This is a genomic window from Mesorhizobium sp. M1409, assembly GCF_040317535.1.
Classification (GTDB): Bacteria; Pseudomonadota; Alphaproteobacteria; order Rhizobiales; family Rhizobiaceae; genus Mesorhizobium.
The window spans coordinates 43,208-64,827 of sequence record NZ_JAMYKV010000035.1 but is presented as its reverse complement, the minus strand read 5'-3'; the positions used below and the strand labels follow the sequence as shown (position 1 = coordinate 64,827).

The window sequence follows — 21,620 nt, the reverse complement described above, 5'->3', positions numbered from 1 at the left end:
CTGTCAACATCGATGCGCATCAAAGCGGCTGCCGCCCTTGTTCCTCGACTGTTTTCAACCGGACGACTGAAACGGAGCAAAGGGCCTGTGCAACGACTTTGGTCGAGACGCTGCCGAGGTGACGGCGGATTACCGACGACGCTCGGGCTCCAACGACGATGTGTCCGACGTCATTGTGCTCGGCGTAGTTGAGAATCGCATCGGCGGGACTGACCGCCTCAAGCACGTGATAGCTGATGCGGTCTTCCGGCAGATGCAGTGGACGAGCCCAATCCTTCATCGCGACGAGCCGCTTCAGGTAAACTGAGCGCCCGGTCTCATCCGCTGCCGGCGTCCCGCCGATGATTTCGGTTTTCAGGACCGTCACGCAGGCCAACCAGGAATCCTCTCGCGAGGCAAGCACGCGGGCGGTTTCGTTGAGAACCTCGCCTGCCAGCGCATCGCCGCCATTGGCCAGATCGACCGCGGCAAGGACAATTGAAGGGCCGGCGTGTGTCCTCGACGAGGTCGACCTACCGACAAGCGATCTGTCATCGGTCTTGCGAAACAGCTTGGCGATGGCGGCCCACAGCCCCTCGTCCCGGGGCTTGCGCTTGGCAATCACCACCTGATCCGGGTTCTTCAGATCGGACAAAACATGCGCCGCCTCGGTATATCGTTGAGACCTGTCGACCTCCATGCATCGCAGGATGATGGCCTCCAGCCACCGCGGAACGGTTTCGTTGATGTCTCGCGGCGGCTTGGGCGCATGATAGAGCCTGCGCTTCATTCCCGCGAAAGTCGCCGGTCGCCCGAACGGCTCCTCGCCCGTAGCCAACTGATAAAGGATGCAACCCAGTGCGAACAAGTCGCTCGCGGGATCGGATCGTTCGCCAAGCACCTGTTCCGGCGCAATATAGGCGGCGGTGCCCATCGGCACCGAGCTTTCCGCGCCGAGAAGATCGGGAAGCTCTGCATGCCAGGCGAGCCCGAAGTCGAGAAGCACCGCGCCGCGCTTGGCGAGAATGATATTCTCGGGTTTGAGATCGAGGTGAACGACCTTCTGCCGGTGCAGGGCGGCGAGTGCCCTGGCGATCTCGGTGCCGATCGTTGCCACCTCGTCCACAGGCAGCGGTGCGTTGCCAACGATACCCGCCATGCCCGAACCGGCCACGAACTCCATGGCTATGTAGGGAACCCGCGCCAGGCTGCCGGATGCCGCGAAACGCGGCACATGCGGTCCCGACAGCCGTTTCAGGATCAGTTCCTCCGCCTCGAAACCGAGGATGACCGAAACATCCCCGCCCGGGTCGAGAAAGGGTATCTTCAGCACAAGCGGGAAATCATAGCGCGGATTGGTCACCCGCCACAGCGATGCCATTCCGCCGGATGGCAACTTTTCGACCAGCTCGAACCCATCGATGACTGTCCCCGCCTCAAATCGTTGCATCAAATATGTCTCCTCGAAGCCTAGCGGCCGATCCTCAGGCGCATGCCAAGCCATCCAGGCAGGCCGGCGGCCTGGATCTTGCGGCCTGTCTCTTCGTGATCATAGGGAACACGCACCATCGTGACCTCGCGCCGCTCCGTGTCGATGAGAACAAAGCATGCCGCCGGGTTGCCGTCGCGCGGTTGACCGACCGCCCCGGCAATCACAAGGTGCCGCCTCAGTTCGGACAATGGCGCCGCCACATTGTCGAGCGGCTGGAAATGCATCGGCCGGCGCCCGGGCAGCGTGTAGTAGATGGCCGGAATGTGCGTATGGCCACAGAAAATGAAACGAGCATCGGTTGAAGACAGGCAGCGTTCCGCCGCATCCACGTCACGTATATAGGGCCATTTTCCTGGCCGTTCCGCGCTGGCGTGCACATAGAGCCGGTCTTCAGATTGCAGCGAAAGCGGCAACCGCGCCAGGAAATCGAAATGCGCCGGAGCAAGGCATTTGCGGGTCCACTGGACAGCAAACCGCGCATTCTCGGTCATGTCGCTTAGGTCCCGCGCCACCGCCTCATCGTGGTTGCCCATGATGCAGAGCGCGCCTTGCGCCGTCAGATCGGCAGCCCTCTCGACCACGTAGATGGGGTCGGGACCGTAGCCGACCAGATCGCCGAGCAATACCAACTCGTCTGAACCACGTTCGTGAACAACCTCCAGGACCGCGTCGAATGCCTCGCGATTGGCATGGATGTCAGACAGTATTGCAATGCGCATTCAACGTCATCCCAAGCACCGGCGAAACATAGTACGGCGAATACAGCGAGTGATTTGACCCTGCTCAAGGCCCGCGCGCGATCACCGGGAGGGTCTCCGACATAGTGGAATGTGACCTTCGACTGTGCGGACATCGGGTACTGGCGCCATATAATCTCTGCCGGAATATGATGCCAGTAAGGCAGGGCGCCGCGGATCAGAAGACCAGCATCTCCCTGGCCACGGCTTTCTTCATCCGCGGGGATGACAAGCACATCGATCCCTGAATTTCGGGCCTTTACTACTTGTTCGCCACGCAGGTTGCCATCAACATCGATCGCAACGGTGCGCGATCGTTTATTCAGTCGAAGAAACCGGCGTCCTCTTCCCTAAGATACTTCTTCGCGCCTGCGGCATCTATGTCGAGGCCCAATCCTGGAGCTTCGAGCAAGTCGATCAGCGAATCCTTCACGATCCGCGTCGGCAGGCCGACAACGATATCCTCCCACCAAGGGTCGGAGGCGCTGGGATATTCGAAGGCGATGTAGTTGGCGGGCAAGGTTGCGCAGACATTGATAAGCGCGCCGAGGCCCAGCAGGCCATTCGCCGTGCCGTGCGGCGCCATCATGATCGAGTGCATGTAGGCATGCTCGGCCACCCATTTGAGCTCGGCGATGCCGCCTATGTCGGCGGGGTCCGGACCAATGATGCGGACCGCCTGCGTCTCGATCAGTTCCTTGAAGTTATGACGCAGGTAGATCTGCTCTCCCGTGTGGATGGGGGTGGACGTGGATGTCGTGAGTTCGCGGTAGGCCTGCGGATTGACCCAGGGCACGTAGTCGCCCGTCAGCATGTCCTCCAGCCACATCAGATTGTATTTCTCGACTGCCCGCGCGAAGCGGATCGCGTCCGGAAGGAACCAGCCAGGGCCACAATCCAGGGCTAGAGAGACCTGGTCGCCGAGCACCTCTTTCATGGCGACGACGCATTCGATCATATGCGCCATGCCGCGCTCGCTGATCTGCCCTTGGTCCATCGCCCCATGATAGGTCGGCGGCTGACGGACGCCATAGTGGAAGTCGGGCACGCTCGTCTTCATGTTGGAGTGGAAGCTGATGCCCTGCTTGACCATGAAGAAGTTCTCGGGCCGCTCCATCATCCATTTGACGTCTGCCGCGTAGTCCTCGGGCTTGTCGCCGGTCCTCTTTTTTCGGATGGAGCCGTTATAGACCCGAACCTTGTCGCGCACCTTGCCGCCGAGCAGCTTGTAGACCGGAACCCCGGCCGCCTTGCCGGCGATGTCCCAGAGAGCGTGCTCGATGGCGCTGACGGCGGCACCGTAGGGCTTGAACGAGCCCCGCTGGCGGATCTTCAGCATGCAGCGTTCGACGTCGGTTGGGTCCTCGCCGATCAACGCCTCACGGAAATGCAGGACCCAGGGCTTGAGATATGGCTTGGTGTATTCAACCTCGCCGAGGCCATGAAGGCCTTCGTCGGTGACGATGCGGACGATGGGATGTTTGCCGATGACGGCGCACCGGAGATCGGTGATCTTCATGCTTCCCCTTTCTTGCCTTCCCTCAAAAGGTGGGCCTTCCCTCGAGATGTGAGGCGGTCAGCTCCAGGTCCGGTCCCACGAATATTCGTCGTCCCAGTGATCGGTCGGCTGCCAGATGCCTTTGATCCCTTCCTGCAGGTGTTGGCAGATGACTTCATCAACCACGTCGTCGATGCCCAGGCCCGGCTTGTCGGGCACGGTGATGAACCCGTCCTTGACCAGCGGCTTGGGCAAGCCCGTGACGATATCGTCCCACCAGTCCACTTCCACGCTGTGATATTCGAGCGCCATGAAGTTTTCCGTGGCCACCGCGACATGCGCGGCGGCCATCGCGGCGATCGGGCTTTCCGCCATGTGAATGGCCATGGCAACGCCATGGTCCTGCGCCGCGTCACCGATCTTCTTGGTCTCGAGTATGCCGCCTGACGTAAGCAAGTCCGGGTGGATGACCGAGATGCCTGCGTTGAGCAGCGGCTCGAAGCCTTCCTTGAGGTAGATGTCCTCACCCGTGCAGATGGGCACGGACGTTGCCTCCTGCAACCGCCGATACTGCTCGGCGTGCTGCCAGGGGATCACGTCCTCAAGCCAGGCCGGTGCGTATTTCTCGATCCGCCGGGCGAGACGGATGCCGTCCTGCAGCGAGACGTGGCCGACATGGTCGATGGCGAGCGGGATCTCGTAGCCGATCACCTCGCGGACCTCGTGGATATACTGATCGAGCAGGTCGATGCCCTTTTCGGTGAAGTGGAGGCCCGTGAAGGGATGCGGCACGTTCTGCGCGTCGTAGGCGAGATTGCGAGCCTTGCGCTCTTCGAGGGATGCGCCACGGCCGCGCGGGTTGGCGTAAAACCCTTCGAGCGCGCCGGCGGGAGCGGCCACGGCGCCCGGGACATGGGCGATCTGCATCAAGCCAAGGTCCATCTTGAGGAAGGTGAAACCGCGGTTCACGCGCTCCTTGAGGCGCTTTCCGGTTTCAGTGCCGCTCGGTTTCTCGGCATCGGTATCGCAATAGACGCGCACGTGATCGCGAAACTTGCCGCCAAGCATCTGGTATATCGGCACGCCATAGGCCTTGCCCGCGAGATCCCACAGCGCGATCTCGACTGCCGAGACACCACCACCCTGCCGCCCATGGCCCCCAAATTGCTTGATGCGGCGGAACAGTCGGTCAATGTCACAGGGATTCTCGCCCAGCAACCGGCTCTTGAGCATCAGCGCATAGGTCGCGCTGGCGCCGTCGCGCACTTCGCCCAGGCCGACTATGCCCTGGTTGGTGTAGATCTTGAGCAGCGCCGAGGTGAACGGCGCGCCGACGATTTCGGCTACCCGCATGTCGGTGATCCGAAGGGCGGACGGCTTGGAGTTGGTGTTCACCCGATTGAGCGTTTCGTCGGCGCTGCCTGTATTTGGCATGGCTTATCCTCGTTCTGGTCGGCGGGCTTGTTAGCCACATGCCCGCACAGGTCGTTGCTAGCCCAATTCAATCTCATGGGCCTGCAGGTAGTCGCGGTCCATCTCGATACCGAGACCAGGCGACGACAGCTTGAGGCTGCCGTTCGACACGTCGAGTGGTTTGTCGATGAGATGATCGTATTTGCCCAGGTTCCACTCTGACGTTTCGAGCTTGTAGAAATTGGGAACGGTCATCATCACCTGCGCTCCCGCGACCACGTTGATCGGCCCTGCGGCGTCATGTGGCGAGACCGGGATGTAGTAGGCTTCGCACAGGGCGGAAATCTTCTTGAGTTCGGTAATGCCGCCGGTCCAGGTAACGTCCGGCATGATGTAGTCAGCGAGCCTGTTCTCGAGCACCGGGACGAAATCCCACTTCGTATGGCCGCGCTCTCCCCACGAGATGGCTGTGCTGACCTTCTCACGCACCTGCTTGAGGGCGTTAAGGCTCTCGGGCGGACAGGGTTCCTCAAACCAGTCGATCTGTCCGGCTTCCTCGAGACTCCGACAGAGGCGAATGGCGGTGGGAACGTCGAAGCGGCCATGCGCGTCGATGAGAATGTCGACATCGGGCCCCGCCGTTTCGCGGATCAAAGCCGTGAGTTCGGCGGCTTCGCGTTCGTCCTTGCGGTTCATGCCGCCATCGAGGTAGCCGTCCCGCTGTTCGCGGGATAGGCCGTCGGCGCTGCGACCCTGGTGGGGGAATGGATCGAACTTGAGCGCGGTGTGTCCGGACTCGACGATATCCAGAATCTCACGGACCACGGCTTCCTTGCTGGTGAATTTGGCCTGGTTGGGATGGGTGTAGAGCGCGATTTCATCGCGCACCGGTCCGCCCAGCAACTCGTATATCGGCTTACCAAGGACTTTGCCCCGGATGTCCCAGAGGGCGATGTCGATGGCGCTCACGCATTCGACGGCGGCGCCGCGGCTGCCCATGTAGGTGAAGCTGCGGAAAATCTTGTGCCAGAGATGCTCGATACGCGCTGGATCCTCGCCTGTCACGGAGACACCGATCTGCCGAAGGATCGTGCAAAGGGCGCGGTTGGCGAGCCTTGTGGTGGTGGTGATCTCTCCCCAGCCACTCACCCCTTCGTCGGTCGTCACCTCGACGAACAGGAACTCCCCCCAATAGGATGCATCGGACCTGATCAGCCACGGCCGAACGCTCGTGATTTTCATCTCAATTTGCCTCGATTGAAATAGTCAGGCCACGATGTTTTGGACTGGGCATCTATCCAGCCCGAGCGGCGTTGCGCGCACGCATCTGTTCGAGAACGTGCCGGCCGGAACCCTCGACGTGGCGGGAAACGAGTTCGGCCGCCTTGTCGGCTTCTCCCGCCTTTACGAGCGCGATGAGTTCGCGGTGTTCACGCATGATGGCGGCCCGCCGCGCGAGCGTGAAATTGAAACGCCGGCTCACGGCTCGCAGCACTTCGCGATGCTTCCACCAGAGCTCGGCGGCATGGCGGTTATAGTGACGCTGGTACATCACCGTGTGGAAGGCGGTATCCAGCTCACTGTGCCGGAAAGTGTCGGCGAAGTTGTTTTCTTCAATCAGGCCTTGGAGACGTTCGAGTTCGGCAATGTCCTCGCCGGTAGCCATATTGACAAACCATCGCGTCAGGGCTGGCTCGATCAGGACACCGATCTCGTAGATATCCCGGACAAAATCCTGATCTATGGGGCGGACGCGCGCCCCGCGGTTGGCGACAAAGGTGACAAAGCCCTCCCCACGCAACAGCTGCAGCGCCTCGCGCACGGGGTTGGTCGAGGTGCCGTGACGCCGGGCGAGATCGGTGACCACAAGCCGTTCGTTGGCGGCAAGCCGTCCCTCGATGATGTCTTCCCTGATCCGTTCATAAAGCGAGGCGCCCTCGCTGGAGGCCCCGATGGGATCAATCCCCGCAGGCGGCATGGCTTTGAAATCGCTTGTTTCGGCCAAGGCCGGCTCTCCAAATTAATACACATCTTGCCCGATATCACACACGACTTTCGCAAACAATGTACGATCCGGTGCGTTGACAGGCAATCTATGATCTGAAAACGTACTAAGTGATCGATGGGGTACATAGAGCCGAGACGACTCCCCGCGGTCGACAAGCAACGACCGCTTTGCCTCGGCCCAAGAGCGGCATGGGAGAACCAGGAGGATACCTATGACGAGGATTACACTCGGCAGTGCGGTCCTGCGCGGCACTGTCGTCCCTGTGCTGGTAGCATCGCTGATGTCCACATCGGCGCTGGGCGCGCCGCCGGTCGACCTGAGCAAGTGGTCGCCCGAATATGTGCGCTCCATCGCGGGCACACAGGATTTCGACACGGCGGCCGATTGCGCCAAGGTCACCCCGCTCGACTACAAGGGGCGACTGACTTTCTGGTATCAGGGCGTGTTCGAGGGCGACCCCGACCTCCTGCGCCAATACTACAAGGATTTCTTTGAGACCTTCCGTAAGACCTATCCGAACATCCAGCTCGAGGATCAAGCCCTCACCTATAACGACCTTCTCGACAAGTTCCGCACGGCGCTCTTGGGCAACGCCGCGCCGATGGCGGTGCGCCTGCAAATCCTGGGTGGTACCGAGTTCGCCTCAAAGGGTTACTTGGAGCCGCTCAAGCCCGAGGATGTGGGGTACTCGGCCGAGGATTTCTGGCCCGGCGCCATGAAGGCCGTGACCTGGGAGGGCGTGACCTACGGCATCCCGACCAACAACGAGACGATGGCGTTCATCTGGAACGCCGACATCTTCAAGCGTGCGGGGCTCGATCCGGACAAGGCTCCGGCAACCTGGGACGACGTCGTCAAGTATTCCAAGCAGATCCATGACAAGCTCGGCATTGCCGGCTACGGCCTCGTGGCTCGCAAAAACGCCGGCAACACGCCGTATCGCTTCATGCCACAGCTGTGGGCCTATGGCGGCGGCGTTTTCGACGAAGCGGCGGCGAACCCGACTTATGACAAGGTCGAGCTCGATAGCCCGCAGAGCAAGGCGGCGCTGCAAGCCTCGTACGACATGTATGTTCGCGACAAGTCGGTTCCGGTCTCGGCGCTCACGAACCAGCAGGCCGATAACCAGCCACTGTTCGTCGCCGGCCAGCTCGGCATGATGATCTCGCACCCGTCCGACTACAATGTGATGCTGGACCTGCAGAAGAAGGCGACGGGCACCGACAAGGACAAGGCCCAGACCGTCATCGACAACATGCGCTACGGCCTCATTCCGACTGGCCCCGACGGCAAGCGCGCCGTCGTGTTCGGCGGCTCGAACATTCACATCCTGAAGCCCGAATATGTCGAGGGCGGCAAGGTGGACGAGCCGGCCGCGAAGGCTATCATCTGCATGTGGACCAGCCCGGAATGGTCGTTGAAGATGGCTTACGCAGGCTCGAATCCGGGCAACCTCAATGGCTTCAAGACCAAATGGATGAAGGAGCGTCTGGACAAAATCAAGTTCCTCGATGTCACGACCTCGATGCTGCCATACGGCATCCCGTTCCCCGCGCTGCCGCAGTCCCCCGAGATCATGAACATCATAATCCCGGATATGCTGCAGAATGCCCTGACCGGAGCGATGACCGTCGACCAGGCGGCGGAGGACGCGGCCAAAAAGGTAAAGGACTTGATGGGCGGACTCTAGTCCGAGCCTGACCGGCTGCGCCGATCGTGCAGCCGGTTCGTTCCGAAGAATAAGGGCACGCCACAGTGACGATCGTGACCGGCAAGGCCGAGGCTCGCCGAAGATTGCAACCCGTTAGGGCCGGCGTGCCGCGGAAGATATGGGAGCATCGCGCTGACTACGCGTATGTGCTCCCTGCAATCGCCGTAATGCTCATCGTCATTGCCTATCCGATCTACTACACGATCGAGCTGTCCTTCTTCAAGACGCCGCCTGGCCTGCAGCTCCGCGACAAGAGCTTCGTCGGCTTCGATAACTACACGGCCATCCTCACCAGCGAGGTGTTCTGGAAGGTCACCTGGAACACGCTGATCTGGACACTGGGATCCACATTCATTTCCTTTGCACTGGGGTTTGGCGCCGCGCTGGCGCTCCACCGCGACTTTATCGGCCGTGGTGTCCTGCGCGCCATCCTGATCATTCCGTGGGTCATCAGCGCGGTTGCCGCCTCCTATATCTGGAAGTGGATCTATCATTCGGACTTCGGAATCATCGGCGCGGTGCTGGTCGGCCTCGGATTGGCCGACCGGCCGCCGAACTTCATCGACAACGTCAGCACGGTGCTGCCCTCGCTGATCGTCGTCAATATCTGGCGCGAGTTTCCGTTCGCCATGATCATGATGATGGCCGGTCTGCAGACAGTCCCCGAGCAGTTGCTGCGCGCAGCGGAAGTCGACGGGGCCAATGCATGGCAGCGCTTCTGGCACGTCACTTTCCCGCACTTGCGCAACGTCTCGACGGTGACGATCCTGCTGCTCGCAGTCGCCAACTTCAATTCCTTCATCATTCCTTGGATCATGACGGGAGGCGGGCCATCGAACGCGTCGCATATCTGGATCACGCACATTTATGAGCTCGCCTTCGGCCGCCAGCGCTGGGGCGTCGCTTCGGCTTATTCGGTGCTCCTGTTCCTCATCCTGATGGCGCTCGGCTATTTCTATGTCCGCGCGTTGAGCGGCAATGAAGGGAAAGAGGGGAACTCATGAGCGCGACCGCCGAGTCAGCTCCTCGAGGCCAGACCCGTCGCCGCGTGCGCGTCGACGGATGGCGATGGGCCGGGCGCATGTTCCTCGTGTTCATGCTGCTTTACACCGCGGTGCCGATGATCTGGATGCTGATCACCTCGATCAAGTCCGGATTCGCGGCGACCCAATTTCCGCCTCAATGGTGGCCGGATGAGCCTACCCTCGCCAGCTACCAGAAGCTGCTCGATCCCCAGAGCAGCGTCGGCCAGGACTTTCTCCGCTTCTTCTGGAACAGCCTGTTCGTATCGACCGTCACGACAGTCCTTTCGGTGATCGTGGCTGTTCCTGCCGCTTACGCGTTTTCGCGCTTCCGTTTCCCCGGCCGGAACTTCCTGTTCTTCGCCGTGCTGCTGCGCAACATGTTCCCCGCGGTGATCTTTCTCGTGCCGCTCTTCATCCTGATGCGCATGCTTGGGCTGGTGAACACACATGGCTCGCTTATCCTCACCTATCTCACCTTCGGCCTGCCGCTGGCAATCTGGCTGCTCAAGGGGTTCTACGACAACATCCCGGTCCAGCTCGAGCAGGCGGCACGCATCGATGGAGCGACGCGCTTCCAGGCCTTCATCCTGATCGTGATGCCTCTCTCGACGCCCGGCATCATCGCCACCGCGATCTATTCCTTCATCGGCGCGTGGAACGAGTACATCTACGCCTACACCTTCCTCTCCAAGAACGACCAATTGACCCTGCCGGTCGGCATCCAGCGTTTCTTCTCGGAAAATACGACGGACTTTCCAGGCCTGATGGCGGCCAGCTTTATGATGAGCGTGCCCGTCGTGGTGCTGTTCCTCATCCTGCAACGATACTTCGTACGCGCCCTTACAGAAGGCGCGGTCAAGCACTAGGGAGTTGCCGATGGCCCACGTGGTCCTCAAAGATCTCGTCAAGACCTATGGCGGCTTCAAAGCTGTCAACGACGTTTCACTGACCGTCAATGACGGCGAGTTCGTTGCGCTCGTCGGCCCTTCAGGCTGCGGCAAGACAACCACGCTCAATCTCGTCGCGGGGCTGATCCCGATCACATCGGGCGACATCGTCATCGGGGACCGGGTGGTCAACGATCTCGACCCTAAGGACCGGGACATCGCAATGGTGTTCCAGAACTACGCGCTCTATCCGCAAAAGTCGGTCTACAAGAACCTGGCGTTCCCGCTGCAGATGCGCAAACTGCCCCGGGACGAGATCGACAGGAAGGTCAAGGAAGCGGCGCGAGTGCTCGACATGACGCACCTGCTCGAGCGCAAGCCGCGCGAACTTTCGGGTGGGCAGCAGCAGCGTGTGGCGCTCGGCCGCGCCCTCGTCCGCGACCCGGCGGTGTTCCTCATGGATGAGCCGCTCTCCAACCTCGATGCCAAACTGCGCGTGCAGATGCGGTCGGAGATCAAGCGCTTCCACCAGGATCTCAAGGCGACGATCATTTATGTGACGCACGACCAGCTCGAAGCCGTGACCATGGCCGACAAGATGGCGGTGATGAACGGCGGCTACCTGCTACAATACGATTCACCGGCGCAGGTCTTTGCCCATCCGGTGAACATGTTCGTCGCCAGCTTCATCGGCAGTCCGGCGATGAGCCTTATTCCGCTGGAGGCGTCGACGGCAAACGGCAACACTGTGTTGAACGGCGCGGAGGGCTGGAGCCTCGAGCTGTCGCAACTGAACGCGCGCAAGGTCCAGAGCGCGACCACCAAGAAAATCGTGCTCGGAGCGCGACACTCGACGATCAAGCTGCACAAGAGCACAGTCCCCGGTGCCATTCCGGCCAAGGCCTATACGGTGGAACCAACAGGGGATGTGACCTTCGTACAGGCGTTCCTCTCCGGCGCCATCGTCAACATCAGCGTGTCACCCAACATCGCCGTCGCACCTGACGAGCAGATCTGGCTCGAGTTCGACCAGGAGCGGATGCATCTGTTCGACGGCGAAACCGAAATGGCCCTCAGGGCCGACTGAGACAGGGCGGATGCGTGTGGAACGTGGGCGTGGATGACTACGAAGCTTAAGATCACCGCGATCAAGCCCTATCCAGTGTGGGTAGGAACGCGCAACCAGATGCTGGTCAAGGTCGAGACCGATCAAGGCATCTTCGGCTGGGGCGAGAGCGGCTTGAGCGGTCGCGAGAAGGCCGTGGCCGGCGCGGTCGAGCATTATCGCGAGTTCCTCATCGGCCGCGATCCCATGCGGATCGGGCGGATCTGGCAGGAGGCCTATCGCAGCCAATACTTCGAGGGCGGGCGGGTCCTGCAGGCGGCGATTTCCGCCATCGACATCGCCCTGCATGACATCAAGGGCAAGGCGCTGGAAGTGCCGGTCTACGAGCTGCTAGGCGGCAAACAGCGCGACCGCATCCCCACCTTCGCCTCGATCGGCGACGAGGCCGAGGGCGATATCGCCATCGAACGAGCCCGCGAACTGCGCGCACAGGGGTGGCAGGCGGTCCGCTTCTTCCCCGTCGGGCAGAACAGCAGGGACATCTTCGAGCCCCGCGAGTCGATCGGCGCTACCGCGAAGATGCTAAACAAGGCGCGCGAGGCGCTGGGCGACGAGGTCGTCCTCGGCCTCGACTATCATCATCGGCTGTCGGTGGCAGAGGCGGTGAGCTTCTGCAACAAGCTCGGCCGCGGCGTGCTTGATTTCCTCGAGGAGCCGATACGGGACGAGACGCCGGAGGCCTACGAATCCCTGCGCACGATGACCGACATCCCCTTTGCCATCGGCGAGGAATTTGCCAGCAAGTGGCAGTTCCTGCCCTACATCGAGCGCGGCATCCACCAGTTCAACCGGCTCGATGTTTGCAATGTCGGCGGGCTTACCGAGGCGATGAAAGTCGCTGGCTGGAGCGAGGCCCACTATGTGGACCTGATGCCGCACAATCCCCTTGGTCCAGTTTGCACGGCCGCGAGCGTGCATCTCGCCGCCGCGGTACCCAACTTCGCGTGGCTCGAGACGAGGGCGCCTGAAATAAAGCTGGGCTTCGACAATTCCGACTTCTTCCCCGTGCAGCCCCGGCTCGACGGGACCGATTATCCGGTCAGCGAGATGCCGGGGCTCGGCGTCGAGGTCAATGAAGAAGCGGTCAAGGCGGAGAGTTCGCGTTTCTGGGAAGCGCCTCACCTTAGGCGCCGCGACGGTTCTGTCACGAACTGGTAGTTTGCTTCAACGGAGTCCACAATGACGCATTCCCTCGACATCACGCGGCCGCCTAAAGATCTGATCGACGCGCTCAAGGAGATCGGCGCCGCGACCGTTGCCGGCACACTTGGCCACATGGGCTTCCGCAACCCGCACATGATCGGTCCGATGGCACAGAACCACGGGAAATCGATCGTCGGGCCGGCGCTGACACTGCAGTTCATGCCGCAGCGGCCGGACCTGTTCACCGAGGGCGAATATGCCGATCCGGAGACGCAACTGCACCGGCACGTGCTCTATCACGCGCAAGAGGGCGATGTGGTCGTGGTCGACGCGCGCGGCGACATGAGCTCGGGTGTCTTCGGCGATATGATGTCGACATATTTCAAGGGCAGAGGCGGCGCGGGCATCGTCATCGATGGATGCATGCGCGACCGGCCCAATGTCGAAAAGCTCGATCTGCCCCTATGGCTGCGCGGCTGGACGCCAAACTATCATGTGCAGACCAGCATCTATCCGAATGCCGTCAACGTTCCGATTGCCTGCGGCGGTGTCACGGTGATCCCCGGCGACATTATCGTCGCCGACGACGACGGCGTGGTGGTGCTTCCCGTCGCAATGGCCCCGCAGGTAATCGAAGAATCACAGAAGCATCACGACTGGGAGGAGTTCTCACGAATGAAGCTATTGGAGGGCGGTCCGCTGCAACGCTACTATCCGCTGCATGACGATGCCCGCGGCGAATATGAGGAGTGGCGCAAAACCAATCGCCTGATGGATTGACGTGGAATCACCAGGGCACGGGCGCAAGTTTGCGGCAGGATTTTCGTTCGCGGATTAGCGGAGGTCAGCATGAACGCAGAGAGAAAGCCTGTCTACGACCCCCAGCAACTGGAGCCCTTGCTGATCTCGCGGCAGCACGCGGGCGACGTCGACGGCATGATCGCTCTGTTCGAACCCGATGCGGTGATCGACCGCGGTGGCGGACGGTTGCTGCGCGGCAGGCAGGCCATTCGCGGCTACTATGTCGAGATCGTCGCGTCAGGACGAAAGTTTGCCGTAGGCGAGCAGCGGCCGGCGCTCATTTGCGGCGATCTCGCGCTTACATCGACCCGACTTCCCGACGGTGGCGTGACCAGCGAGGTAGCCCGGCGGCAAGGCGATGGCAGTTGGCTTTGGGTGATCGATCGCTATTCCGTGACTTGAGATAAGGCATTGACTATGGGCCAGCTCGTTTGGCTTGCCTCCTCGCCGGAGGCGCATAACAAACCCTGCCACGGCCATCACGGGGCGCAGCTTCGAGGTCAACAGATCCGGCGCCTACCGCCTCAACGCCTGAACGTTTTCCGTGTTTTCGCCACCGATCGGCAGCGCCATGTCGTCGTCCAGCAGACGGGTGATGCGGGCAAATCCGGCAAAAGCCTTCCTCGCTTCCTCGGCCGACATGTTGCCGGACAGAGCAGCGGAGCAGCAATTCAAGGCGCACTGGTAAACCGGTCCGCGCCGCCCTGTTGGCCACTTGCGCAAGAACACCATCGCTTCGGCAACGCTGTCGATTTCCTGAACTGGGTATCCCAGCCCGGGCGCAAGGCGCACGGGCGTGAAGAAATGCAAGCGATCCATAAGTTTCCTCCCGGCCGATCGCCTCCGCTCAATCGAACCCCATTAAACTCCCGAATGGGCATTGGGTTCCAGAAAAAAGATGATCCCGCATAAAAAAGCTTGATGGCGAGAAACGGGCAGACTTCGGCCCGCGTTTCTCGCGACAAAATCGGCGAAATTCGAATCGCCGTGGAGGCACCCCGGCTGCAGCTTACTCCTGCCGATAAGCGCGGTTCTTATTGAATATCTTTAAGGCCAAAGCCGGCAAATAGGTTGCTTGTCGGTTCCCCTGCGTCAGGCTTACCCTGCACGCGGCCAACGCGTGAGGGCGCGTGCTGCAAAAGGGGAACATTGCAATGACAATACAAGGTGCTTCACCTGATCTGTACAACGAGGATCTGGCGCCAGCCAAAATTCGAAACTGGGGACCATTCTCGATCTTCAACGTCTGGACGTCGGACGTTCACAGCCTCTGGGGCTACTATCTGGCCGCCAGCCTGTTTCTGTTCTGTGGCGGCTTCGTCAATTTCCTCATCGCCATCGGCATCGGCTCGCTGATCATCTACGCGCTGATGAACATGGTCGGCTATGCCGGCGTAAAGACCGGCGTGCCCTACCCCGTGCTTGCCCGCGCCTCTTTCGGCATCTGGGGCGCCAACATACCGGCACTGGTGCGCGCGGTGGTCGCCTGCTTCTGGTATGGCGCGCAGACCGCCGCCGCCTCCGGCGCGATCGTGGCGCTGCTGGTCCGCTCGCAATGGTTTGCCGATTTCAACGCCAACACGCATTTCCTCGGCCATACCGGCCTGGAGGTGATCTGCTTCGTGGTCATCTGGGCGCTGCAACTGCTGATCATCCAGAACGGCATGGAGACGGTGCGCCGCTTCCAGGATTGGGCAGGACCGGCAGTCTGGGTGATGATGCTGATCCTGGCGATCTATCTCTGCGTCAAATCCGGGAGATTTGCCTTCACCAGCGACATCCCCATGGACGTGCTGCTTGACAAGACCAAGGATGCGGGCGTGCCCGGCACGCCCGGCTCGTGGACCTCGCTGTTTGCGGTGGCGGCGATCTGGGTCACCTATTTCTCGGCGCTTTATCTCAATTTCTGCGATTTCGCCCGTTACGCGCCGGACAAGGCATCGCTGCGCAAGGGCAACATCTGGGGCTTGCCGATCAACCTGATCCTGTTCTCGCTGGTCGCCGGCGTCACCACCATTGCCGCCTTTGACGTCTATGGCGAAGTGCTGCTGCATCCCGACCAGATCTCGGCGAAATTCGACAGCTGGTTCCTGGCGGCGCTCGCAGCCTTGACCTTTGCGGTTGCAACGCTCGGCATCAACGTGGTGGCGAACTTCGTCTCGCCGGCCTTCGACTTCTCCAACGTCTTTCCCAGGCAGATCGACTTCAAGAAGGGCGGCTATATCGCGGCCGTGATCGCCCTGCTGCTCTATCCCTTCGCACCATGGGAAGGCAGTGCCGCTTCCTTTGTCAACGTCATCGGCGCGACGATGGGGCCGATCTTCGGCGTGATGATGGTCGACTACTATCTGATCCGGAAGGGTGAGGTCGACGTCGAGGCGCTCTATCGCGAGGACGGCGAGTTCCGCTTCCAGGGCGGCTGGCACGTCAACGCCTTCATCGCCGCCGGCATCGGCGCCATCTTCTCGTCGATCCTGCCGAACTTCACCAACTGGCTGCCGTCCTGGTGGGGCGTCTATGGCTGGTTCTTCGGCGTGGCGATCGCCGGCATCATCTACTACGTCCTGCGCACCGCCGCTTTGAGCGCCGGAGCGAAGACGGCAAAGGCTTGAAATGAGGCAGTAGGTGCTAGGGAGCAGAGAACCGCTTCCCTACTGCCTACTGCCTACTGCCTACTGCCTACTGCCTACCGTCCACCATCTCGGCCAGTTTGCGCACCGTGTTCCAGTTGCGCGATGTACCGATGCCCAGACGCTTGTGGCTGGTTGCCGTCAGAAGCCGTGAACTGGCGCGCGAGAAGACAATCCAGATATCGCCGCCGACGGCCTGCATCTTTTCGTCCTTGCCGACATAGGATTTGAGCGCCGCGATGGCTTCGTCGGGCACGGGCTGGCGCATTACCCGCACCGCCACCTGATCCGCGGTCGCATTCGATTCGTCCGGAAACGGATTGCCGGCGGCAAGCTTCAGCCAATCGTTTGCGGTGCGCACGATGATGTCGACATGCTTGCCAAAGGCTTTTTCAAACGCTGCCTCAAGCCGCTTTTCGAGCGTGGCGATCGAGGTCTTTTCACTCTCGAAGACCAGATTACCGGTCGCCACCAGCGTGCGCGGGTTCTTCAGCCCGAGTTCTTCGGCCATCGCCTTGAGGTCGGCCATGACGACCCGTCGCCCCTCGCCCAGGATGATGCTGTAAAGCAGCGCGACATAGGTCTGCATGGTCCGACTGGGCTATGGGAGCTACACCAACCGGCTCTGCTCCACCGCCGCCTCGATGAAGCTGGCGAACAGCGGATGCGGGTCGAGCGGCCGGCTTTTCAGTTCCGGGTGATACTGCACGCCGATGAACCAGGGATGATCGGGATACTCGACCGTTTCCGGCAGCACGCCGTCGGGCGACATGCCGGCAAACACCAGGCCGCAATCCTCCAGCCGTTCCTTGTAGTCGACATTGACCTCGTAGCGGTGGCGATGACGCTCGGAAATCTGCGTGTCGCCATAGATCTCGGCAATCTTCGAGCCCTTGGCGAGCTCGGCCTGATAGGCACCGAGCCGCATCGTACCGCCGAGGTCGCCGGTCTCGCGGCGTTTCTCCAGCATGTTGCCTTTCAGCCATTCGGTCATCAGGCCGACGACCGGTTCCTCGGTCGGACCGAACTCGGTCGATGACGCATGCTCGACGCCGGCGAGCGACCGGGCCGCCTCGATGCAGGCCATCTGCATGCCGAAGCAGATGCCAAAATACGGCACTTTTCGCTCACGCGCGAACTTCGCCGCCAGGATCTTGCCTTCCGAGCCGCGCTCGCCAAAGCCGCCGGGAACCAGGATGCCATGCACCTTTTCCAGCCAGGGCGTCGGATCCTCCTTTTCGAAGATTTCTGATTCGATCCAGTCGAGCTTGACCTTGACGTGATTGGCCAGGCCGCCATGCGAGAGCGCCTCGATCAGCGATTTGTAGGCATCCTTGAGGCCGGTATATTTGCCGACAACGGCGATGGTGACCTCGCCCTCCGGATTGTGGATGCGGTTGGACACCGCCTGCCAGGGCTCCATGCGCGGCTTCGGCGCCGGATCGATGCCGAAGGCGGCCAACACCTCCGAATCGAGTCCTTCCTTGTGGTAGGCCATCGGCACATCGTAGATATGCGGCACGTCGAGCGCCTGGATCACGGCACTTTCGCGCACATTGCAGAACAGCGACAGTTTTCTGCGCTCTTCCTTGGGGACGGCGCGATCGGCGCGGACCAGCAATATGTCGGGCGCGATGCCGATGCCGCGCAGTTCCTTGACCGAATGCTGGGTCGGCTTGGTCTTCAGCTCGCCGGCCGTCGGGATGTAGGGCATCAGCGTCAGATGGACGTAGACGGCGTTGTTGCGCGGCAGGTCGTTGCCGAGTTGGCGGATCGCTTCCAGGAACGGCATCGCCTCGATGTCGCCGACCGTGCCGCCGATCTCGCACAGCACGAAATCATAGTCGTCATTGCCGTTGAGGACGAAGTTCTTGATCTCGTCGGTGACGTGCGGAATGACTTGCACGGTGGCGCCGAGATAATCGCCCCGCCGCTCGCGCTCGATGATGTTCTTGTAGATCCGGCCGGTGGTGATGTTGTCCTGCTGATTGGCGGAGCGGCCTGTGAAGCGCTCGTAGTGGCCAAGATCAAGATCGGTTTCCGCACCATCGTCGGTGACGAAAACCTCGCCATGCTGGTACGGCGACATCGTGCCCGGATCGACATTGAGATAGGGATCGAGTTTTTTTATGCGTGCGCGATAGCCTCGCGCCTGCAGGAGAGCCCCAAGGGCCGCTGCGGCTATGCCTTTTCCAAGTGAGGAAACCACGCCGCCTGTGATGAATACATATCGCGCCATGGGAGTCATCGCTTAACGCGGCCGGATTGATTCCGCCAGAGAAAAAACCACCGCGAAGGTTTTTTCCCAAGAAGGCGCTTGGGTCGTGAACAAGCAAAACAAAAGGGCCGGCTGAGCCGGCCCTTTCGGCAGGATGACGAAAACGTCAGATGATGACGACCTTGGTGCCCACCCTGACGCGGCTGTAGAGGTCCATGACGTGCTCGTTGATCATCCGGAAGCAGCCATTCGAGGCGCTGGTTCCGATCGACTGCGGCGCGATGGTGCCGTGGATGCGCAGATGCGTGTCCTTCTTGCCGTCATAGAGATAGATGGCGCGCGCGCCGAGCGGATTCTGGCCACCGCCAGGCATGCCGTCCTTGTACTGGCCGTAATGCTTCGGCTCGCGCTTCTGCATGTCCAGCGTCGGGATCCAGCGCGGCCATTCCTGCTTGTCGCCGACCGCGACCGTGCCCTTGAACTGCAGGCCTTCGCGGCCGACCGCGATGGCGTAGCGGCGCGCGGTGGACGACGATTCGACGAGGTAGAGGCGGCGCGCGCTGGTGTCGATGACGATGGTGCCCGCGGCGTAGCCGCTGAATTCCACGTCCTGCGGCACGAATTCCGGCTTCACCTTGAACAGCTTCTTGGCTTCCCTCTTGGCGAGAGCCTGGTCAAGAGCCCGCGTCTCGGGGAGATATGAAATCGACGAAGAGGACGAGGTGCCGCCGAAGAGGCCGGCGAACAGACCGCCGCTGCTCGGCTGCTTCTGGCCGATAACCTCACTGCGCAGCTCGCCATTGTTGCCGGTCAAGGCAACGTTCATCGCCTCCGCCGGAAGCGGCTCGGCCGATTGGATCGGTTCGATTGGCTCGATGATCTTGGCAGCCTGCTTCTTGGCCAGCTTGGCATCGGCCACCTCGGTTGCCGGCGCGCTCTTGCCCTTCTTGGCCAGGAACGCCTGACGTTCAGCGTCGGCCTTGGCCTTGGCCGCCTCGCGCATCGCCAGTTTCCTGGCTTCGAGCGCCTTGGCTTTGGCGGCTTCCTTGTCGGCAACGATCTTGGCCTCGATCTTCTTGATCTGGGCTAGATCGTCCGGTGTCGGGTTTTTCTTCTTCTTGAGAAGCTTCAATTGCGTCGCATCACTTTTGACGGCGACGTTGATGGCGGAGGTTGTTTCAACCGAAGGCTGTGCGGCCATATTGGCCAGAACGCCAGCGAAAGCGGGGGAACTCACGCCGAGTACGGCGCAAAGTCCAAGGAAAATGAAGCTGCGAAGCTGCATGGCGAAGATCCGATCGTTCTATGCTTGTTGCCCACGGCGTCGCCCAGCGCCCCCCAAGGGCGCCGGAAATGCCGCGCGCAATCTATAGTCGAATAAGCGCGGGGGCCTCAAGCGCGAGGCCGCGCCTCATCCCATCGAATCTTCGTGATCTTGCTGCATTTGCCGCGACTGTGTTCAAACGACCACAGATCGCGGCTTCAGGCGCCGAGGACTACTGGTTCGGAACCTGCGGGGTCGCCGGCGCGGCGGGAGCGGCGCCATTGGTTGCCGGCGGCGTCGAACCGGCGGCAGGCGCCTTGGCCGGGGCAGTCGCCGGAGCCGCGGCGTCGTTGCCGGATGGCGGCGTGGTGGTGCCTGCGGGCGCCGGGGTGGTCGTGCCGGGCAATTGGTTGAGCACACCCTTGCCTGCACCGTCCGATGTCGCCGGCACGCGGTCGAGGATGTCGATCGGCTTCTCGCCATAGCGGGCGACTATCGACAGTGTCAGTGACGTGGCGAAGAAAGCGGCCGCCAGGATCGCCGTCGCACGCGTCAGCGCATTGGCGGCACCTCGCGCGGTCATGAAGCCGGATCCGCCACCGATGCCAAGGCCGCCGCCTTCGGAACGCTGCAGCAGCACCACGCCGACAAGGGCGAGCACGACCATGAGATGGATGACGATCAGTACGGTTTCCATAGTTTATCCTGGCAAGGCCTTGCCCGGCCGCGGACACGACCGGTGAATTGGAGGCGGCTCAATACAATGCTTTGATGGCATTTCCAAGCCCGTGGCCGGAATATGGGAAGCAACGCCTTCTTTGCAACGATTTCCAGCGCCGGGAGCCCCATCCGGCGTGGCGAATATCTTCAACCGATATTGCGATAAGCCTCGGCGATGGCAAGAAAATCCGCCGCCTTCAGGCTGGCGCCGCCGACCAGCGCGCCGTCGACATTCCTGACCCCGAGCAGTTCGACCGCGTTGGAAGGCTTGACCGAGCCGCCATAGAGGATGCGCACCTTCGCCGCGACGCTGCCGAGCTTTTCCGACAGCTTTTCGCGGATATGTGCGTGTGCTTCGGCCACATCGGCCGCGGTTGGCGTCAGGCCGGTGCCGATCGCCCATACCGGCTCATAGGCAATGATGGTGTTGGACGGGGTGGCGCTTGGCGGCACCGATCCGTCGACCTGCCGCGACAGCACGTCGAGCGTGGCGCCCGCTTCACGCTGCTGCTGGGTCTCGCCAATGCAAATGATCGCCACGAGTCCGGCACGCCAGGCGGCGGAGGCCTTGGCCTGGACCGTCGCGTCATCCTCGCCGCGCTGCTCACGGCACTCGGAATGGCCGACGATGACGTGGCTGGCGCCGGCATCCCTAAGCATTTCCGCCGAGATGCAGCCGGTGTAGGCGCCGCTCTCCCTGGTGTGGCAATCCTCACCGCCGGCATGCACCGGTGTGCGCGACAGGATCTCAGCGGCGTGGGCAAGCAGGGTTGCCGGAACGCAGACCAGCGCTTCGGTCTCGGCATCGAGCCCACTCATGAAACCGTTGCCGATCATCCTGAGCTCGTTGAGCGAGGCACTGGTGCCGTTCATTTTCCAGTTGCCGGCGACAAGCGGGCGAATTCCTGGCGTCATGGTTTGCTTCTCCGGGCGATATCGGGCTCTGGCCCTCACTACCAAAATCAGCC

The 21,620-nt window shown here is 61.5% G+C and carries 20 protein-coding genes; 8 read left to right on the top strand and 12 right to left on the bottom strand.

From position 1 onward, the window contains the following. Positions 1-19: 19 nt before the first annotated feature. From NKG99_RS23925 to NKG99_RS23900, 6 genes are all read right to left on the bottom strand, one after another. Positions 20-1,429, bottom strand: a complete 1,410-nt coding sequence (locus NKG99_RS23925) for a protein kinase domain-containing protein (protein WP_352871209.1) — start codon at positions 1,427-1,429, stop codon at positions 20-22. A gap of 20 nt (positions 1,430-1,449) precedes the next feature. After that, a complete protein-coding gene (locus tag NKG99_RS23920; RefSeq protein WP_352871208.1) occupies positions 1,450-2,190 on the bottom strand; it encodes a metallophosphoesterase family protein in 741 nt (246 codons plus the stop codon). Between the two features lie 340 nt (positions 2,191-2,530). Then, positions 2,531-3,727, bottom strand: a complete 1,197-nt coding sequence (locus NKG99_RS23915) for a mandelate racemase/muconate lactonizing enzyme family protein (protein ID WP_352871206.1) — start codon at positions 3,725-3,727, stop codon at positions 2,531-2,533. 57 nt (positions 3,728-3,784) lie between these two features. Further along, complete coding sequence (locus NKG99_RS23910; protein ID WP_352871204.1) at positions 3,785-5,140, bottom strand: mandelate racemase/muconate lactonizing enzyme family protein; 1,356 nt, start codon at positions 5,138-5,140, stop codon at positions 3,785-3,787. A 57-nt stretch (positions 5,141-5,197) separates the two neighbouring features. Further along, positions 5,198-6,361 (bottom strand): mandelate racemase/muconate lactonizing enzyme family protein, encoded by a 1,164-nt coding sequence (locus tag NKG99_RS23905; protein ID WP_352871202.1) that lies wholly within the window; start codon positions 6,359-6,361, stop codon positions 5,198-5,200. A 52-nt stretch (positions 6,362-6,413) separates the two neighbouring features. Further along, on the bottom strand, positions 6,414-7,124 hold the full coding sequence (locus tag NKG99_RS23900) for a GntR family transcriptional regulator (RefSeq protein WP_352871200.1): 711 nt from the start codon (positions 7,122-7,124) through the stop codon (positions 6,414-6,416). A 214-nt stretch (positions 7,125-7,338) separates the two neighbouring features. Here NKG99_RS23900 and NKG99_RS23895 point away from each other — a divergent pair, with 214 nt between their 5' ends. From NKG99_RS23895 to NKG99_RS23865, 7 genes are all read left to right on the top strand, one after another. Further along, on the top strand, positions 7,339-8,817 hold the full coding sequence (locus NKG99_RS23895; RefSeq protein WP_352871198.1) for an ABC transporter substrate-binding protein: 1,479 nt from the start codon (positions 7,339-7,341) through the stop codon (positions 8,815-8,817). Between the two features lie 65 nt (positions 8,818-8,882). Next, positions 8,883-9,842, top strand: coding sequence for a carbohydrate ABC transporter permease (locus NKG99_RS23890; RefSeq protein ID WP_352871196.1), 960 nt, complete (start codon positions 8,883-8,885; stop codon positions 9,840-9,842). Beyond that, the gene (locus tag NKG99_RS23885) at positions 9,839-10,729 is read left to right on the top strand and encodes a carbohydrate ABC transporter permease (protein ID WP_352871194.1); all 891 of its coding nucleotides are present in this window, start codon (positions 9,839-9,841) and stop codon (positions 10,727-10,729) included. The genes NKG99_RS23890 and NKG99_RS23885 overlap by 4 nt, the downstream gene beginning before the upstream one ends. A gap of 10 nt (positions 10,730-10,739) precedes the next feature. Beyond that, complete coding sequence (locus NKG99_RS23880; RefSeq protein ID WP_352871192.1) at positions 10,740-11,837, top strand: ABC transporter ATP-binding protein; 1,098 nt, start codon at positions 10,740-10,742, stop codon at positions 11,835-11,837. A gap of 33 nt (positions 11,838-11,870) precedes the next feature. Continuing rightward, positions 11,871-13,034 carry a mandelate racemase/muconate lactonizing enzyme family protein gene (locus NKG99_RS23875; RefSeq protein WP_352871191.1) on the top strand — a complete coding sequence of 388 codons (1,164 nt, stop codon included), beginning with the start codon at positions 11,871-11,873 and terminating at the stop codon, positions 13,032-13,034. Between the two features lie 21 nt (positions 13,035-13,055). Next, positions 13,056-13,799, top strand: a complete 744-nt coding sequence (locus NKG99_RS23870; RefSeq protein WP_352871189.1) for a ribonuclease activity regulator RraA — start codon at positions 13,056-13,058, stop codon at positions 13,797-13,799. 69 nt (positions 13,800-13,868) lie between these two features. Then, positions 13,869-14,222: a YybH family protein gene (locus NKG99_RS23865; RefSeq protein ID WP_352871187.1), complete on the top strand. Its 354-nt coding sequence runs from the start codon at positions 13,869-13,871 to the stop codon at positions 14,220-14,222. 114 nt (positions 14,223-14,336) lie between these two features. On the opposite strand, the gene NKG99_RS23860 is transcribed toward NKG99_RS23865, so the two are convergent. Further along, complete coding sequence (locus tag NKG99_RS23860; RefSeq protein ID WP_352871185.1) at positions 14,337-14,639, bottom strand: DUF982 domain-containing protein; 303 nt, start codon at positions 14,637-14,639, stop codon at positions 14,337-14,339. 335 nt (positions 14,640-14,974) lie between these two features. Between NKG99_RS23860 and NKG99_RS23855 the strand changes: the two genes are divergently transcribed. After that, entirely contained in the window at positions 14,975-16,432 is a 1,458-nt protein-coding gene (locus tag NKG99_RS23855; protein ID WP_352871184.1) for an NCS1 family nucleobase:cation symporter-1, read from the top strand. A gap of 67 nt (positions 16,433-16,499) precedes the next feature. Here the strand turns inward: NKG99_RS23855 and NKG99_RS23850 are convergent, their stop codons facing one another. The 5 genes from NKG99_RS23850 to tpiA form a co-directional block, all read right to left on the bottom strand. After that, positions 16,500-17,039, bottom strand: a complete 540-nt coding sequence (locus NKG99_RS23850) for a DUF1697 domain-containing protein (RefSeq protein ID WP_352871183.1) — start codon at positions 17,037-17,039, stop codon at positions 16,500-16,502. 21 nt (positions 17,040-17,060) lie between these two features. Continuing rightward, entirely contained in the window at positions 17,061-18,698 is a 1,638-nt protein-coding gene (gene pyrG, locus NKG99_RS23845) for a CTP synthase (protein WP_352871181.1), read from the bottom strand. Positions 18,699-18,834: 136 nt separating this feature from the next. Next, positions 18,835-19,953: a L,D-transpeptidase gene (locus NKG99_RS23840; protein ID WP_352871180.1), complete on the bottom strand. Its 1,119-nt coding sequence runs from the start codon at positions 19,951-19,953 to the stop codon at positions 18,835-18,837. A 211-nt stretch (positions 19,954-20,164) separates the two neighbouring features. After that, a complete protein-coding gene (gene secG / locus NKG99_RS23835; RefSeq protein WP_352871179.1) occupies positions 20,165-20,629 on the bottom strand; it encodes a preprotein translocase subunit SecG in 465 nt (154 codons plus the stop codon). 170 nt (positions 20,630-20,799) lie between these two features. After that, positions 20,800-21,567: a triose-phosphate isomerase gene (gene tpiA / locus NKG99_RS23830; protein WP_352871177.1), complete on the bottom strand. Its 768-nt coding sequence runs from the start codon at positions 21,565-21,567 to the stop codon at positions 20,800-20,802. Positions 21,568-21,620: the final 53 nt, after the last annotated feature.